Genomic DNA, 14,710 nt, shown 5'->3' on the forward strand with positions numbered 1-14,710 from the left:
AGGCTTCGCTCTGACATCGATCGTCGATGCTTTGAATGCGCCGGTGGGACGACAATCCGTACGATTTCTGGTAATTTCCTCGCCACGGTATCAGCATTGAATGACCATTAGGGTGGGGGCGAAGCGGATGACGGAAAATTTTGGAGCGCTAGTAGGCTGGGCCCATCATGATGCGGGCGACAAGATCATGCTCCGGCTCGAGAGCGTCAAATCGTCAGAAGCCGCAAGAAAGCACGATCCTGATCTTAGCCGCTTTGTGATGACGAAGCAGCAAGCTGCCATTCTTGGCAATTACCTCATTCAGATTTCCGGACTGTCGCCGCATCATCATGGAAGGCGCGGATGGGCCCGGCGCCTTTTCGGCTGATGGCCCCTCGGTCTTTCGGCATGCGGCAGGCTTCGATCTCTCTTCTGTCGCGATCGCGGTAAGCTGGTGCCGACGATCCGCTGCCAGCGAAAGTCGGAGCCGCGGCGGCGCCATCCTTGAGTGATAGAAACATCTCTTATAAATCATGTTATGACCTATTCTGATCGATAGAAAGGTATCCTATCGATCATGGGTTGGAATTGGCAGCAGCCCGATTGGCCGAATTTCAGCTACGATGCTTCGCGGCTGCGGAACCGTGAGGACCAGTTCCTGAAGGGCGCAGGCTTTCTGGTCGGCGCCAGGATCCACCGAGACGCGGATGACCGGCAACATCTCTCCATGGAGGTTATGACGCAGGAAGCCGTCGACAGTTTTGCGATCGGGGCGAGATACTCGACCGTGCCAGCGTACAATCGTCGGTAGCCAAATACCTAGGCGTCAAAGCCAACCATCACCGTGCCAATGCAGCAGAAGCAGGCCCCGCAGAACTGATGGCAAACCTTTTCCAGAGTTATCGCGAGCCGCTCAGCGACAAAATGTTATTCCATGGCATAGCTTGCTCATGAACGGCGGGCACGATCTCGCGGACATCGGTCGATACCGGACCCACGCCGATCCGATGCAGATCGTCTCAGGAAATCTGCACACGACAAAGGTGCATTTCGAAGCACCGCCCTCGCTGGCGGTGCGGCAAGCGATGCGGGAATTTATCGCCTGGTTTAACACCAGCGGTCCGAGCAGCCATTCGCCCATGAGCGCACTGGCTCGGTCGGGTATTGCTCACCTGTGGTTTGAATCCATTCACCTTTTCGAAGACGGCAACGGACGTCTCGGTCGCGCCATTGCCGAAAAGGCGCTAGCTCAAGGCCTCGACGCGCCGGCGATTACCGCTCTTGCGGAGATGATCCAGCGGCATCGCAAAGATTATTACACGCAGCTTCAGCGAGCGAGCGTGCCGAACCGTATAGACGAGTGGCTCGACTGGTTTTTCGATATTGCCCTTGCGGTTCAACAACGCACGCTCGAGCGGGTTCACTTCCTGATTGCAAAAACCAAGCTGCTCGACCGTCTTCGCGGTCGAATCAACGTGCGACAAGAAAAAGCTCTTTTACGAATGTTCGCGGAAGGGCCGGATGGCTTCAGAGGAGGTCTGAGCGCCGCAAATTATCGTACATTAACAGGTGCGGCCACGGCCACAGCCAAGCGAGACCTTGCTGAACTGGTGCTGCTAGGCGCGCTTCGAAAAGATGGGGAATTTAAGCACACGCGATATCGCCTGCGCACTTAAGGCGAGCAGGCGGACAAAGCCGACGCTCCGCCGCGAAGTAGAGCATAATGGCCTACAAAGGCTGCAGTTTGCGCGACCGCCGGCTGCGGTGTGATCCCGCCGACGCACGCCTAATCGAGGCTGCTTCCATTTGGGACCTACAGCATCGCCTCGGCAGGGCCTCCGGCACAATAGCTTCCCCACGCGTCCATCAGCCTGACGCGCGCGCCGGGCCGGCCCGGCGTACCAAGATAGGTTGTGCGCCGATAAGCCGCCTCCACGGCATCGGGTGTCTTGTGAGCCAGCGCCGCGTCTACCACCGCATCGGCGAAATCATCGTTCGCCGCCCAGTCGGTAAAGGTGGAACGGAAGCCATGGACATGGAAGGGCACCTCCATGTCGCGTAACACCTTTAGCAGGGTCATGTCGGACATCGGCTTTCCGGCCGCGCCCGGGAAAACGACATTTGTATCGGGAAGGCGAAAGGCATTCGCTTTGGCCAGCACCGCGAGAGCCGCGTCGGACAGCGGAACCATATGTGCCTTGCCCCGCTTCATGTGGTCGGCTGGTATTGTCCAGAAGCGCTCCTCAAGATCGAACTCCGCCCACGTCGCGAGCCGAACTTCCTGGCTGCGCACGCCGGTAAGGATGAGCAGTTCGAGCGCCAACCGTCCGAAAGTAGGCTTTCGCCGCAGGGTTGTGATGAAGTCGGGCAACGCGCTGTAAGGCATGGCCTTGCGATTCTCTCGCGATTTCACCTGACGGGGCAACCCTCGCCCGGCTTTCAGGCTTCCACTGCCCGACGGAGCTTCGGTAGGGCGCCAGCCTTTCGCGTTCGCATAATCGAGGACAACGCAGATACGGTTGCGGATCTGACGCGCCGTTTCGGGAATCTCCTGCCAGATCGGCGACAACACCTCGATAATATCGGCGGAAGTGATTTGCCCGGTCGGAAGATCGCCCAATTTAGGAAAAGCGTAGCTCTCCAGAGCCGCGAACCACTGGCGCGCATAGATGGCGCTTTTCCAGCTGGCGGCATTCTCGCTATGATATTTGCGCGCCGCTTCACGGAACGTCACCTTGGCGGCGGCTTCGGCCTTCCTCTCCGCCAGTACATCGCGTCCGTCGATCTTGACTGCCTTGCGAATTTCATGGGCTTTCAGCCGTGCCTCTATAAGCGGAAGCAGCTTGGCGCTGCCCAGGCCGATATCATGGCGTTTGCCGTCGCGTTGCAGCCGGAGAAGCCACGAGGCGCCTCCCCGCTTATCGACCTTCAGAAACAGCCCGTCACCGTCCTGATAGGTCCCAGGATTTCCCAATGCTGCCTTGACCGCCAAAGCTGTTAGCTTTTTCATAGGTTTAACCCAATTTTTTTCCCCCACACTTCATTTAGGGGTCGAAAAACCTTCCCCCACATTTTCCCCCAACTTTTTTTCGCGCTGCAGTGATATGGCATGGGATGCAGAGGACCGAAAAAGGGATAATACCCCAGGTTTTCTGCGGCTTCCAGCGATTTCAGGAGATGCCCTCGGACCGGAGGGTGGTGGACAGGGCTGGATTCGAACCAGCGTACGGGAAACCCGGGCAGATTTACAGTCTGCTGCCTTTAACCACTCGGCCACCTGTCCATGGGGTCCGCGTTGGGAAGCGGTCCAATGGCGAAAGGAGTCTTGCCTGTCAATGGCAGTCATGGGAAAGGCCGCCGCTATGAGACAATTTTCCCGTCATCGCCGCCCACAGGGGCAGACTCCGCGCGGTCAGGGCGTCCGTTTCTGGGGACGCCACGCCGTTCTGGCCGCGCTCGCGAACCCCGAACGTCGCGTCAAGCGAATCTGGGGGACGCGCGAAGCGCTCGGCCAGCTCGATTTGCCGCCGGTTGTTCCCATCAGTTTTGCCGACGTTGCAGACTTGGCGCGGCTCGTCGCGCGCGATGCCCCGCATCAGGGGCTGGTGATAGAGGTCGATCCGCTCGACGAAATCTATCTCGGCGATCTTTTGCAGGACGAAGTCGATGCGGAGAGCAAGCGGCCGATCGTCGTCCTCGACCAGGTCACCGATCCGCACAATATCGGCGCGGTGCTGCGCTCCGCCGCGGCCTTCGACGCCGCCGCTATCGTCACGCAGGACCGCCACAGCCCGCCCGAAAGCGGCGTGATCGCACGCTCGGCATCGGGCGCGCTCGAAACCGTGCCGTGGGTGCGCGTCGTCAATCTGTCGCGGGCGCTCGAGGAAATCGCCGAAGCGCAATATTGGCGAATCGGCCTGACCGGCGACACCGAAACGACGCTGGGCGACACGCTGGATGGCAGCAAGGTTGCGCTGGTACTCGGGTCCGAAGGCGACGGTATGCGGCACAATGTCATGGAACATTGCGACGTGCTGGCAAAACTCCCCATCTCCCCGCGGATGGAGAGCCTCAACATCTCGAACGCTGCGGCGATCGCGCTCTACGCGGTCGCGACGGCTGGAGCCTGAGCCTATTAGCAGTCACCCCGGCAAAGGCCGGGGTCTCAACTTCGCGTTATAGCTGAACCGTCGAAATCCCGACCTTCGCCGGGATGACGAATGGAATCAATCTTCGGCGGCAATCCGCACCTTCAGCCCGTCGAGCGCGTCGCTGAACGGGATCTGGCACGACAGGCGCGAGGTGCCGTCGCGGTCGCTGGTCGAATCGAGCAGATCGTTCTCGTCCTCGCTCATCGCCGGAAGCGCCGCGGCGTCGCCCGCCTCGACATGGACGTGGCAGGTCGCGCACGAACAGCAGCCGCCGCACAGCGCGAGCAGTTCGTCGAAACCGGCGTCGCGGATATTTTCCATCACGGTCAGGCTGGTATCGCCCTCGATTTCATGTTCGGTTCCGTCGCGCGTCACGACAATCAGCTTGGCCATGCTCGTCCCCATAGTTTCGATTCGGCTGGGCTATGTCGTGCGTTGCGCGGCAAATCAAGCGTTGCTAATGACAGCATCCGGAACAAAAGGAGAATATCGATGGGGCTGTCGCAGGAGCAATTGAACGCCGGGATCGATGCGCTTGCGGCGCGCGAGCCCAATTTCGCGCGCGCGCTGGGCAATGCCGGCTATCCCGAACCGCGCATCCGCGAGCCCGGCTATACGACGTTGCTCCGTACCATCGTCGGCCAGCAGGTCAGCGTCGCAGCGGCAACCTCGATCTGGAACAAGCTGGAGGCGGGGTTCGGGGCGGGTTGCCCCGCCGAGGTAATGGCGGCCGCGGAGTTCGACGCCCTTCGCGCCTGCGGCCTGTCGGCGCAAAAGCAAGGCTATGCCAAGAGTCTGGCGCAGCTCGTACTCGATGGCGAACTCGACTTCGCCGCCCTCCCCGCCGACGATGAAGAGGCGATCGCGCTACTAACCAAGGTCAAGGGCATCGGACGCTGGTCGGCCGAAATCTATCTGCTTTTCGCCGAAGGGCGCCCCGACATCTGGCCTGCCGGCGATCTGGCGGTACAGGAGGCCGTGGGCCGCATCCTTCGCCTCGACGCTCGCCCCAGCGAGAAGCGCGTCCGCGAAATCGGCGAGGCATGGCGTCCCCACCGCGGCGCCGCCGCCATCTTCAGCTGGCATTGCTACAATATGGATGTGATTTAGCCACGCGGTCGGTCCCCCACCCTCGTCATTCCCGCGAAAGCGGGAACCGGGTAGCCGCGCCAAACAAAAAGGCCGGGCGGAGCATCCTCCACCCGGCCTTCATTGTTTCATCGCCGCAGGATCAATCCTTGGCGGCAGCCTTTTTGGCCGGAGCCTTTTTCGCAGGCGCCTTCTTGGCGGCTGCCGGCTTTTCCTCGGTATCGGCCTTGGCCGCTGCCTTCTTCGCCGGCGCCTTCTTGGCCGGAGCTTCGGCCTTTTCGGCCTTGGCTTCGTCCTTCACCGCGTCCTTCTTGGCAGCCGGCTTTTTCGCGGCCGCCTTCTTGGCGGGCTTGGCGTCATGATCATGGTCGTGGCCACAGCCCGGACCATGGACATGATCGTCGTCGGCCTCGATCGCGGCTTCCAGTTCTTCGCGGGTCACTTCGCGATCGCTGATTTCCGCCTTTTCAAACAGGAAGTCGACGACCTTGTCCTCGTACAGCGGGGCGCGAAGCTGCGCCGCGGCGAGCGCGTCCTGCTGGACATATTCGACGAAGCGCTGACGGTCTTCGGGGCGATACTGCTGCGCCGCCTGCATGACCAGACGCTGCATCTCCTGCGCGCTGACCTGCACGCCATGCGCCTGACCGATTTCCGAGAGGAGGAGGCCAAGGCGGACGCGGCGCACCGCGATGCTGCGATATTCGTCGCGATCCTTTTCGAGTTCGGCCTTCGCCGCTTCGGGATCGGCTTCGTGGCTCGCTTCATGTTCGAGCTGCTGCCAGATCTGGCCGAATTCGGCTTCGACCATCGTCGGCGGCACATCGAAATCGTGGCTCGCGGCGAGCTGGTCGAGCAGCTTGCGCTTCATATAGGTGCGCGTCAGGCCATTATGTTCCTGTTCGACCTGGCCCTGCATCAGCTCCTTGAGCTTTTCCAGGCTCTCGAGGCCGAGCGACTTGGCGAACTCGTCGTCGATCGCGGTCTTGGCGGGAACCTTCACTTCCTTCACCTTCACGGCGAATTCGGCGGGCTTGCCCTTCAGATTTTCGACCGGATATTCGTCGGGGAAGCTGACCTTCACGGTCTTTTCGTCACCAACCTTCACACCGACGAGCTGATCCTCGAAACCGGGGATGAGCTGGCCCGAACCGATTTCGACCGCCATGTCTTCGCCGGTGCCGCCATCGAAGGCGACGCCATCGACGCTGCCGGCGAAGTCGATGATGACCTGATCGCCGGTCGCGGCTTTCTTGGTCTGGGGCGCCTCTTCGAAGCGCTTCATCTGCGCGGCGAATTCCTCGATCTTCGCCATCACGGCGGCATCGTCGGCCGCGACGGTCAGGCGCTCGAGCTTCAGCCCGTCGATCGACGGCGCTTCGATTTCGGGCAGCACTTCGAGCGCGACCGTCAGCTCGGCGTCCTTGCCGCGTTCATAGCCGTCGTCCAGGCTGACGGCGGGCTGCAGCGCCGGACGAAGCTTTTCCTTCGTCATCAGATCGCGCACGCCGGCATCGATCGCCTTGTTCAGCGCGTCGGCTGACAGCGCTTCGCCGTGCATCTTGCGGATCAGGTTCGGCGGTACCTTGCCGGGGCGGAAGCCGGGCATGCGCACGGTCGGCGCGATCGCCTTGACTTCGTCATCGACGCGCGCGTCGATGTCCTTCGCGGTGATGGTCAGGCGATATTCGCGCTTCAGGCCTTCGTTCAGCGTTTCGACGGTCTTCATTGCCTTGGTCTTATCCTTGCTCAAAATCTCGTATCGCAAACCCGGCCCGAAAGCTGGGTTCTTCTATCCGACCTCGCTCTTACGGAAGTGGTGCGGGCGAAGGGACTCGAACCCCCACATCTTGCGATACTGGTACCTAAAACCAGCGCGTCTACCAATTCCGCCACGCCCGCATGAGCTGTCGGCCGGGTGCACGAATCCATGCGCTGTGCCGCGCACGCCCGTGCGGGCCGGGCGGGGCTATAGCAGACGCGTGGCCGAGGGCAAGGGCGGAAAGCCGCGATATTCCGTGAGCGGAACGATGAACGCGGCTATAGGTTGTTGGAGTCCAAGGAGACGATCATGACCAGTGGCACCAACAGCCTGCCTGACCCCCTTCCCAAGCCCAAGCCCGATATCATCGAGCCGCAGTCGCCGCCCGAAAGACCGGCGCAACCCACGCCACACGAAGACCCCGCGGGGCAGCCGCAGGAAATACCCGGAAGCCCCGGCGGCGGCGATATCGACGAGCCCGGCCGCGGCCCCGATGAAGCGCCGCCGCAGCACATTTAGTTTGCTAAGCGCTTGACCGTTCCCCTTCCCCGCCGCCAAGAAGGCGGCGGGAGAGAGGGCTATGAAAAAGACCATTGGGGCGTTCGCCCTTCTCGCCGCGCTGACCGTGCAGTCAGCGGGCGCGCAGGATCGTCCGACCATCTTTCGCGGCGGACCGATTGTCACGATGGACGGCGACACGCCGCATCTGGCCAAGGCCGTCGTCGCCAGCAACGGCAAGATAATTTTCGTCGGCGATGAGAAGGGCGCGCGCCGCGCCGCCGGCAAGGACGCCGTGATCCACGATCTCGCCGGTGCGACGATGCTGCCTGGCTTCGTCGACGCCCATTCGCATTTCGCCGTCGCGCTCCAGATGTCGGGCGGGCTCGACCTGTGGGACAAGTCGCTGCCGCCCGTCACCGACATCGCCAGCCTGCAAGGCGTGGTCCGCGATTTCATAGCGCGGCGCGCCATTCCAAAGGGCGGCTGGGTGGTCGTGTGGCAATATAATGACGAAGCGCTGAAAGAGCGGCGTCATATCACCCGCGCCGAGCTCGACGCGGTATCGCCCGATCACAAGATCGTCGTGCTGCACATCTCGCTCCACGGGCTCGTCGCGAACAGCGCAGCACTCGCCGCGGCGGGGCTGTCGGATGCAAGCCAGCCGCCGCCGGGCGGGCTGATGTTGCGCGACGACGCCGGACGGCTGAACGGCGTGCTGCTCGAAAAGGCGATGTACCAGATGCTGCCCGCGATGCCGCAGCCGACGGCGGAGCAGAAGCTCGCGATGCTCGATGCGGCGCAGGCGCGCTATTTCGCCGAAGGCTACACCCATGCGCAGGACGGCGCGACCTCGCCCGCCGACCTGGGCTTTTTCACCAGCGATGCGGCCCGCGCGCGGCTCAAGATCGATCTGGCGCTGCTGCCCATCTATACCGGACTCGACGCGCTGCTCGCGAACCCCGACATCCGCTTCCGCACCTACCAAGGCCATGTGAAGATCGAGGGGGTCAAGTTCATCCTTGACGGCAGCCCGCAGGCACGCACCGCCTATTTCACGCGCGATTACGAACGCGGCAGCCCGAGCGGCGACCACCCGTGGCACGGGCAGCCGATCGTCAGCCAGGAAGAGTTCGACACGCTGGCCCGCAAGGTCAACGACCGCGGCTGGCAGATATTCGTCCACGCCAATGGCGACGCCGCGATCGACATGGCGATCAAGGGCTTCGATGCACTGGGGATCAAGGCCGCCGACGATCGCCGCCCGATTGTCATTCACTCGCAGTTCCAGCGCCCTGACCAATTGCCCGCCTATGCCCGCATCGGTGTCGGCCCGGCCTATTTTTCAAACCACACCTGGTATTGGGGTGACGTCCACCGCAGCAATTTCCCGAAGGAGGTGGTCGATTTCATCAGCCCCTTCCGTGCCGCGCGCGAAGAAGGCCTCATCGCGTCAAACCACAGCGATTTCAGCGTTACGCCGCTCGACACGCGCTTCATGCTCTGGACGTCGATGGCGCGCGTCTCCCCCACCGGCGTCGTCGCCGGCGCCGACCAGCGACTTGACGCCTATGAAGGATTGCAGGCGCTCACGACCGGTCCGGCGTGGCAGGTTTTCGAGGAGAATCGCAAGGGCCGCATCAAGGCCGGGCTGCTCGCCGACTTCGTGATCCTCGACAAAAATCCGCTGGCATCGCCGGTCGATGCCATCAAGGACATCAGGGTGCTGGAAACGGTGAAGGAAGGCCGGACGGTGTGGAAGGCGTCCGCCAACTAAGGGTGGCCGCCCTCCCCTACCAACATTGCCAGCGCCTTCAGGAAAGCGCCTTTTTCAGCAGCTCGTTCACGACCTGCGGGTTCGCCTTGCCCTGCATGGCCTTCATCGTCTGACCGACGAAGAAGCCGAACAGCGCTTCCTTGCCCCCCTTATACTGCTCGACCTTGTCGGCATTGGCGGCAAGAACCTTGGCGATTTCGGCCTCGATCGCGCCGGTGTCGCTCGTCTGCTTGAGGCCCTCGCGATCGACGATCGCGGCCGCGCCGTCGCCGGTTTCGAGCATCTTTTCGAAGACCTGTTTCGCAATCGTGCCCGAAATCGTGCCGTCGGCAACCAGGCCGAGCAGTTCGCCCGCCTGCGCCGGGGTCACCGGGCAATCGCCGATGTCCTTGCCGAGACGGTTTAGTGCGCCGAACAGCTCGCTGGTCACCCAGTTCGCCGCCGCCTTGGGCTCGGCGCCGGTTTCGAGCAGCGCGTCGAACCAGCGCGCGTTTTCGACCTCGGCGGTCAACACGTCGGCATTATAGGCCGAAATGCCCAGCCCCAGGTAGCGCGCGCGCTTGGCGTCGGGCAGTTCGGGCAAGCTGGCGCGGCACTCGGCGAGGAAGTCATCGTCGAGTTCGAGCGGCAACAGATCGGGATCGGGGAAATAGCGATAGTCGTGCGCGTCTTCCTTCGACCGCATCGTGCGCGTCGTTCCCGTGTCGGGGTTGAAGAGGCGCGTTTCCTGGTCGACCGTGCCGCCGGCCTCCAGCACCTCGACCTGGCGCTTTGCTTCATATTCGATCGTCTGCATGACGAAGCGCACCGAGTTCACATTCTTCGTCTCGGTGCGCGTGCCGAATTCGTCGCCGGGCTTGCGAACGCTGACGTTGACGTCGGCGCGCATCGAGCCTTCTTCCATATTGCCGTCGCACGATCCGACATAGCGCAGGATCGCGCGCAGCTTGCGGACATAGGCCCCGGCCTCGGCGGGCGAGCGCATGTCGGGCTTCGACACGATTTCCATCAGCGCGACGCCCGAACGGTTCAAATCGACGAACGACATCGTCGGATGCTGGTCGTGCATCAGCTTGCCGGCATCCTGCTCGACATGGATACGCTCGATCCCGATCACCTTGTCGGCGGCGATTCCGGCCTTCTCATCGGCCTCGATATGCAGCGAGCCTTCGCCGACAAGCGGATGATAGAGCTGTGAAATCTGGTATCCCTGCGGCAGATCGGCGTAGAAATAATTCTTGCGGTCGAAGCGCGACCATTTGTTGATCTGCGCATCGATCGCCATGCCGGTGCGCACCGCCTGGCGGATGCACTCGCGGTTCGGCACCGGCAGCATGCCCGGCATCGCGGCGTCGACGAGGCTCACCTGCGTATTGGGTTCGGCCCCGAAGGCCGTCGCGGCGCCCGAGAACAGCTTGGCGTTGGAGGTGACCTGCGCATGGACCTCGAGGCCGATCACGACCTCCCACTCGCCGGTTTCGCCCTTGATGCGATAATCAGACATCTTCGTTCCTTCTTGTATCCCCGCGAAGGCGGGGATCCAGTGCGGGGCAGCGCTAGGCCGCTCTGGGCTCCCGCCTTCGCGGGAGCACACCGCTAAATCACCACCACTTCTCCGCCCGCGCGGTGAAACCCGCGCGTTCCTCGATCGCCAGCCCGGCGTTGAGTACGCCCTGCTCGTCAAAAGCCTTGCCGATGATCTGCAAGCCGAGCGGCAGCCCTTCGCGGTTCAGCGCCGCGGGGACCGACATCGCAGGGAGGCCGGCGAGGCTCGCGGGCACCGCGAATACGTCGTTCAAATACATCGACAGCGGATCGGCGGTCTTTTCGCCCAAACCGAACGCCGCCGACGGCGCGGTCGGCGCGAGGATCACGTCGCACGTCTCGAACGCAGCGGTAAAGTCGCGCGAGATCAGCGCCCGCACCTTTTGCGCCTGCGTGTAATAGGCGTCGTAGAAGCCCGCCGAGAGCACATAGGTGCCGATCATGATGCGGCGCTTGACCTCGGGACCGAAGCCGTCGGCACGCGTCGCGGCGTACATGTCCTGCAAGCCCGCACCCTGCGGCAGATCGCGCAAACCATAGCGCACGCCGTCATAGCGCGCGAGGTTCGACGAGGCCTCGGCCGGCGCGATGATATAATAGGTCGGCAGCGCATATTTGGTGTGCGGCAGGCTGATCTCGACGACCTCGGCCCCCGCATCCTTCAGCATCGCGATGCCGGCGTCCCACATTGCGTCGATCTCGGGATCGATGCCCTCGAGGCGATATTCTTTGGGAATACCGACCTTTTTGCCTTTGAGATCGCTCGACAATGCCGCTTCCCAATTGGGCACGGGCAGGTCGAGGCTGGTCGCATCCTTCGGATCAAAGCCCGCCATATTTTCGAGCATGATCGCGCAGTCGCGAACATCGTGCGCCATGGGTCCCGCCTGGTCGAGCGAGCTGGCGAAAGCGACGATGCCCCAGCGCGAGCAGCGGCCATAGGTCGGCTTGATCCCCGAGATGCCGGTGAAGGCCGCGGGCTGGCGGATCGAACCGCCGGTGTCGGTCCCGGTCGCCGCAGGGCAGAGCCGCGCCGCAATCGCCGCCGACGATCCACCCGACGATCCGCCCGGCGCAAGCGCGGCATTGCCGCCGTCGTTGCGCTTCCACGGGCTGATCACATTGCCGAAATAGCTCGTCTCGTTCGACGAGCCCATCGCGAACTGGTCAAGGTTGAGCTTGCCGAGCATGCCGCAACCTGCGTCCCACAATTTCTGGCTGACGGTCGATTCATAGCGCGGCACGAAGCCTTCGAGCATATGGCTCGCGGCGGTCGTCTGGACGCCGTTCGTCGCGAACAGATCCTTCATGCCGATCGGCACACCCGACAGCGGTTTCAGCGTCCCGGCGGCGCGGTCGGAATCGGCGGCCTTCGCGGCCTCGATCGCGCGGTCGGGCGTTTCCACGATGAAGGCGTTGAGCGCCTTGGCCGCGGCGACGTTCGCGTTGAACGCCTCGGCCACTTCGACGGCCGAAAAATCACCCGCGCGGTGGCCGTCGCGAATTTCTGCAACGGTGAGATTCGTAAGATCTGTCATTTCCCAAACCCGCTCGTGCTGAGCTTGTCGAAGCACCGCCCTTCATTTTTCGAACGGTGAAGAGAAGAACCGCCCGTCTCCCGGACTTGATCCGGGGTCAGGGCAAACGGAAAAAGAGCAAGGCGTATCATTCGATCACCTTTGGCACGCCAAAGAAGCCGTGCTGCGGTTCGGGCGCATTGGCAAGAATATCGTCGCGTCGGCCCCCGCCGGTCAGCGGGTCGGCATCAACCACATCGTCGCGCAGGCGCAGCGTGTTCGGGATGACGGCGGTCATCGGCTCGACGCCGGTCACATCGACCTCGCCCAATTGCTCGACCCAGCCGAGGATACCGTTGAGTTCGCCTTCCATCGCCGCCGCTTCGTCATCGGTGATGGCGATGCGCGCGAGCGATGCAATTTTCCGGACTGTTGCTTGATCGATTGCCATGTCTGTCGCCTTATCGGGAGAAGCAGCGCCGCTAGCACCCTCGCCGCACCGCATCAACTATGATCCTGACCGCCGCGGCGCGGCTAGATCCAGTGACGCCCCTATTCGAAATTGCCGCCCACGGCCTTGCCACCAACGAAAAGCTGCCGGCGCTGAACCGTGCGCAGTTCGACCGGCGCCTTGACCAGATCGTCGACGGTCAGCGCCGTGTCGCCGCGCGAGGGGCTACCTTCGAACGCATAAATCTGGCTCCAGCGGCCCTTGGCGTCGCGTTCGAGCATCATCACCCGCGCTTGTCCCCGTCCGATCACCGCCACGCGCTGATCCGAAAGCCAGTAGAGAATACAGGGTGCATCGCGGCACCATTGCTGATCCTCGATCGCTTTTTCGACCTCCGGAATCATGGTCCGCCCCGCCGGCAGAACCCGAACCTTGTCGGCGAGTGGCGTCACGCGGTAGGCGACTTCCGCCGCATCGCGGTCGTCGCCCGGACCCAAATCCCAGCGGTTCTTCGCGCTCATGGCGATTTTCGCGCGGTTCGCCCGCGCCTTGTCGGGCGACTTGGCGAGACGCGCCAACGCCTGCCGCCCGCTCGGCCCGAAATCGAACGCCAGCGCCGCCCAGTCGAACTTGTCCGCACCGACCTTGCCATTCTCCAGCCGCGCAAGCTGATCGCGCGTTGCGATCGCGCCGAAATCGACGATTGGCAGCGCCAGGAAGCCGGCAAGCAGGACCAGCCCGATCGCCAATTTCTGTTGCAGGGGCCGCAACAGATCGTCGAAATCATGCCGTCCCCGGACGACCGACCACAGCCCCGATATGCCATAGGCGACGGCGATTACCGCCGCGATCACGCCCCACAGCCGTTCGGGCGTCCAGCCATATTGGAGCACGCGCAGGTGCATCGAATAAAAGGCAATGACGGCGAGCGGCAGAACCACCGCGACCAGCGCCGCCGCCGCGACGTGCAGCAGCAGGTTGCCCGCACGCTCTTCGCGGCCATTGCCGATCGCCGCATTCGCGAGCAACACGGCAAAGGCAGCCGCCGCCATCATCAGCGCCGCAGTCGAAAAACCCGATCGCCACAAGGGTTGCAGGCCCGTCCCGACAAGCGACAGCAAAAAGATCAGCAACGCCGCGGCGAGCACCGGGGCGAGCACCGAAAGCACGATCATCACCAGTCGCTGCAGTGTCGCGACGAGCTTGTCGCGTTCACGCAGCAGCCCCACCGCGCCGCCGAACGCCGCCCCTGCGAGCATCCATCCGAACCATTCTCCCCGCAGCAGTTCGCGGATCAGGTCGATGCCGATCAGGTGGAACATTTCGCCGATCAGCACGGTGAGCAGGAAGGAAAGGCCGACGAACGCCAGCGATGCCGCCCCGATCACCGCATCGGTCCAGGCGTGGCTGTGCAGCCTGTCGTAGGGCATCTGCCACAGCTTCCAGAACCGTCCGTCGGGCGCGACGTCACGGCGCGTCTGAAAGAGCGGCGTTGCGACCAGGACCGCCAGCAGCCCCGACCAAAAGGGCCATTCAAAGGGCGAGGCATCGAAATTATAGCCTGCCCCGTTCCACACGATCAGCGCCATGATCGCGCCCCACAGGAGCGCGAAGCCCGCGGCCCAATGCACGCGGCGGATTTCCATGCCGAGCGTGAACACCAGCGTTGCGACCGCGACGAAGGTCGCGAGCGCCATTCGCCAACGGTCAAGCGGATCGCCATAGTCATGGTCGACGCAGGCGTGGAAAAGCAGGCCCGCGGTCGCGCAAAGCGCCGCCATGACCCAGGGGCGCTGCGGCCACGGCGGGTCACTGTCGTCGAGGCGAGTGGAAAGCATGGGCGAATCGGGCGCGGCGCCGCTAGCGATGCTGTCGGTCATGCCCCACATCTGGGCTTGTTTGATGGCGCCGCGCAAGCCAGATAGCACACCCATATCTCCC

The 14,710-nt window shown here is 63.0% G+C and carries 14 protein-coding genes and 2 tRNA genes; 7 read left to right on the forward strand and 9 right to left on the reverse strand.

Annotated features, from left to right (window positions below; all coding sequences use genetic code 11):
- Positions 1-127 precede the first annotated feature (127 nt).
- From MU856_RS07720 to MU856_RS07730, 3 genes are all read left to right on the forward strand, one after another.
- Positions 128-367: a hypothetical protein gene (locus MU856_RS07720; protein WP_263588753.1), complete on the forward strand. Its 240-nt coding sequence runs from the start codon at positions 128-130 to the stop codon at positions 365-367.
- 189 nt (positions 368-556) lie between these two features.
- Positions 557-790, forward strand: coding sequence for a DUF4172 domain-containing protein (locus MU856_RS07725; RefSeq protein ID WP_254535640.1), 234 nt, complete (start codon positions 557-559; stop codon positions 788-790).
- A gap of 139 nt (positions 791-929) precedes the next feature.
- A complete protein-coding gene (locus MU856_RS07730; RefSeq protein ID WP_263588754.1) occupies positions 930-1,655 on the forward strand; it encodes a Fic family protein in 726 nt (241 codons plus the stop codon).
- Between the two features lie 137 nt (positions 1,656-1,792).
- Here the strand turns inward: MU856_RS07730 and MU856_RS07735 are convergent, their stop codons facing one another.
- Positions 1,793-2,971 carry a tyrosine-type recombinase/integrase gene (locus MU856_RS07735; RefSeq protein ID WP_263588755.1) on the reverse strand — a complete coding sequence of 393 codons (1,179 nt, stop codon included), beginning with the start codon at positions 2,969-2,971 and terminating at the stop codon, positions 1,793-1,795.
- A gap of 204 nt (positions 2,972-3,175) precedes the next feature.
- Positions 3,176-3,262, reverse strand: a tRNA-Tyr gene (locus MU856_RS07740).
- Between the two features lie 79 nt (positions 3,263-3,341).
- Here MU856_RS07740 and rlmB point away from each other — a divergent pair.
- Positions 3,342-4,109 carry a 23S rRNA (guanosine(2251)-2'-O)-methyltransferase RlmB gene (gene rlmB, locus MU856_RS07745; protein WP_040589946.1) on the forward strand — a complete coding sequence of 256 codons (768 nt, stop codon included), beginning with the start codon at positions 3,342-3,344 and terminating at the stop codon, positions 4,107-4,109.
- A gap of 96 nt (positions 4,110-4,205) precedes the next feature.
- On the opposite strand, the gene MU856_RS07750 is transcribed toward rlmB, so the two are convergent.
- Positions 4,206-4,523, reverse strand: coding sequence for a 2Fe-2S iron-sulfur cluster-binding protein (locus MU856_RS07750; protein ID WP_263588756.1), 318 nt, complete (start codon positions 4,521-4,523; stop codon positions 4,206-4,208).
- A 99-nt stretch (positions 4,524-4,622) separates the two neighbouring features.
- Here MU856_RS07750 and MU856_RS07755 point away from each other — a divergent pair, with 99 nt between their 5' ends.
- Positions 4,623-5,240: a DNA-3-methyladenine glycosylase family protein gene (locus MU856_RS07755; protein WP_003043574.1), complete on the forward strand. Its 618-nt coding sequence runs from the start codon at positions 4,623-4,625 to the stop codon at positions 5,238-5,240.
- Between the two features lie 121 nt (positions 5,241-5,361).
- On the opposite strand, the gene tig is transcribed toward MU856_RS07755, so the two are convergent.
- On the reverse strand, positions 5,362-6,948 hold the full coding sequence (tig, locus tag MU856_RS07760) for a trigger factor (protein WP_263588757.1): 1,587 nt from the start codon (positions 6,946-6,948) through the stop codon (positions 5,362-5,364).
- An 88-nt stretch (positions 6,949-7,036) separates the two neighbouring features.
- A tRNA-Leu gene (locus MU856_RS07765) sits at positions 7,037-7,121 on the reverse strand.
- 169 nt (positions 7,122-7,290) lie between these two features.
- Between MU856_RS07765 and MU856_RS07770 the strand changes: the two genes are divergently transcribed.
- Positions 7,291-7,500, forward strand: coding sequence for a hypothetical protein (locus MU856_RS07770; RefSeq protein ID WP_062903227.1), 210 nt, complete (start codon positions 7,291-7,293; stop codon positions 7,498-7,500).
- 61 nt (positions 7,501-7,561) lie between these two features.
- A complete protein-coding gene (locus MU856_RS07775) occupies positions 7,562-9,256 on the forward strand; it encodes an amidohydrolase (RefSeq protein WP_263588758.1) in 1,695 nt (564 codons plus the stop codon).
- Between the two features lie 37 nt (positions 9,257-9,293).
- On the opposite strand, the gene gatB is transcribed toward MU856_RS07775, so the two are convergent.
- The 4 genes from gatB to MU856_RS07795 form a co-directional block, all read right to left on the reverse strand.
- Positions 9,294-10,760, reverse strand: a complete 1,467-nt coding sequence (gene gatB / locus MU856_RS07780) for an Asp-tRNA(Asn)/Glu-tRNA(Gln) amidotransferase subunit GatB (RefSeq protein ID WP_062902571.1) — start codon at positions 10,758-10,760, stop codon at positions 9,294-9,296.
- A 97-nt stretch (positions 10,761-10,857) separates the two neighbouring features.
- Positions 10,858-12,339 carry an Asp-tRNA(Asn)/Glu-tRNA(Gln) amidotransferase subunit GatA gene (gene gatA / locus MU856_RS07785; protein WP_263588759.1) on the reverse strand — a complete coding sequence of 494 codons (1,482 nt, stop codon included), beginning with the start codon at positions 12,337-12,339 and terminating at the stop codon, positions 10,858-10,860.
- A gap of 127 nt (positions 12,340-12,466) precedes the next feature.
- Complete coding sequence (gatC, locus tag MU856_RS07790; protein WP_058811578.1) at positions 12,467-12,769, reverse strand: Asp-tRNA(Asn)/Glu-tRNA(Gln) amidotransferase subunit GatC; 303 nt, start codon at positions 12,767-12,769, stop codon at positions 12,467-12,469.
- Positions 12,770-12,870: 101 nt separating this feature from the next.
- On the reverse strand, positions 12,871-14,649 hold the full coding sequence (locus MU856_RS07795) for a DUF4153 domain-containing protein (protein ID WP_263588760.1): 1,779 nt from the start codon (positions 14,647-14,649) through the stop codon (positions 12,871-12,873).
- Positions 14,650-14,710 lie beyond the last annotated feature (61 nt).

Source organism: Sphingopyxis sp. GC21 (assembly GCF_025727575.1).
Taxonomy (GTDB): Bacteria; Pseudomonadota; Alphaproteobacteria; order Sphingomonadales; family Sphingomonadaceae; genus Sphingopyxis; species Sphingopyxis terrae_A.

Bases quoted from the DNA above. Each gene is read 5' to 3' on its own strand.
- tig (WP_263588757.1), bottom strand. From the start codon at position 6,948: ATGAAGACCGTCGAAACGCTGAACGAAGGCCTGAAGCGCGAATATCGC.
- gatA (WP_263588759.1), bottom strand. From the start codon at position 12,339: ATGACAGATCTTACGAATCTCACCGTTGCAGAAATTCGCGACGGCCAC.
- MU856_RS07750 (WP_263588756.1), bottom strand. From the start codon at position 4,523: ATGGCCAAGCTGATTGTCGTGACGCGCGACGGAACCGAACATGAAATC.
- MU856_RS07770 (WP_062903227.1), top strand. From the start codon at position 7,291: ATGACCAGTGGCACCAACAGCCTGCCTGACCCCCTTCCCAAGCCCAAG.
- MU856_RS07775 (WP_263588758.1), top strand. From the start codon at position 7,562: ATGAAAAAGACCATTGGGGCGTTCGCCCTTCTCGCCGCGCTGACCGTG.
- MU856_RS07720 (WP_263588753.1), top strand. From the start codon at position 128: ATGACGGAAAATTTTGGAGCGCTAGTAGGCTGGGCCCATCATGATGCG.
- rlmB (WP_040589946.1), top strand. From the start codon at position 3,342: ATGAGACAATTTTCCCGTCATCGCCGCCCACAGGGGCAGACTCCGCGC.
- gatB (WP_062902571.1), bottom strand. From the start codon at position 10,760: ATGTCTGATTATCGCATCAAGGGCGAAACCGGCGAGTGGGAGGTCGTG.
- MU856_RS07725 (WP_254535640.1), top strand. From the start codon at position 557: ATGGGTTGGAATTGGCAGCAGCCCGATTGGCCGAATTTCAGCTACGAT.
- MU856_RS07755 (WP_003043574.1), top strand. From the start codon at position 4,623: ATGGGGCTGTCGCAGGAGCAATTGAACGCCGGGATCGATGCGCTTGCG.
- gatC (WP_058811578.1), bottom strand. From the start codon at position 12,769: ATGGCAATCGATCAAGCAACAGTCCGGAAAATTGCATCGCTCGCGCGC.
- MU856_RS07730 (WP_263588754.1), top strand. From the start codon at position 930: ATGAACGGCGGGCACGATCTCGCGGACATCGGTCGATACCGGACCCAC.
- MU856_RS07795 (WP_263588760.1), bottom strand. From the start codon at position 14,649: ATGACCGACAGCATCGCTAGCGGCGCCGCGCCCGATTCGCCCATGCTT.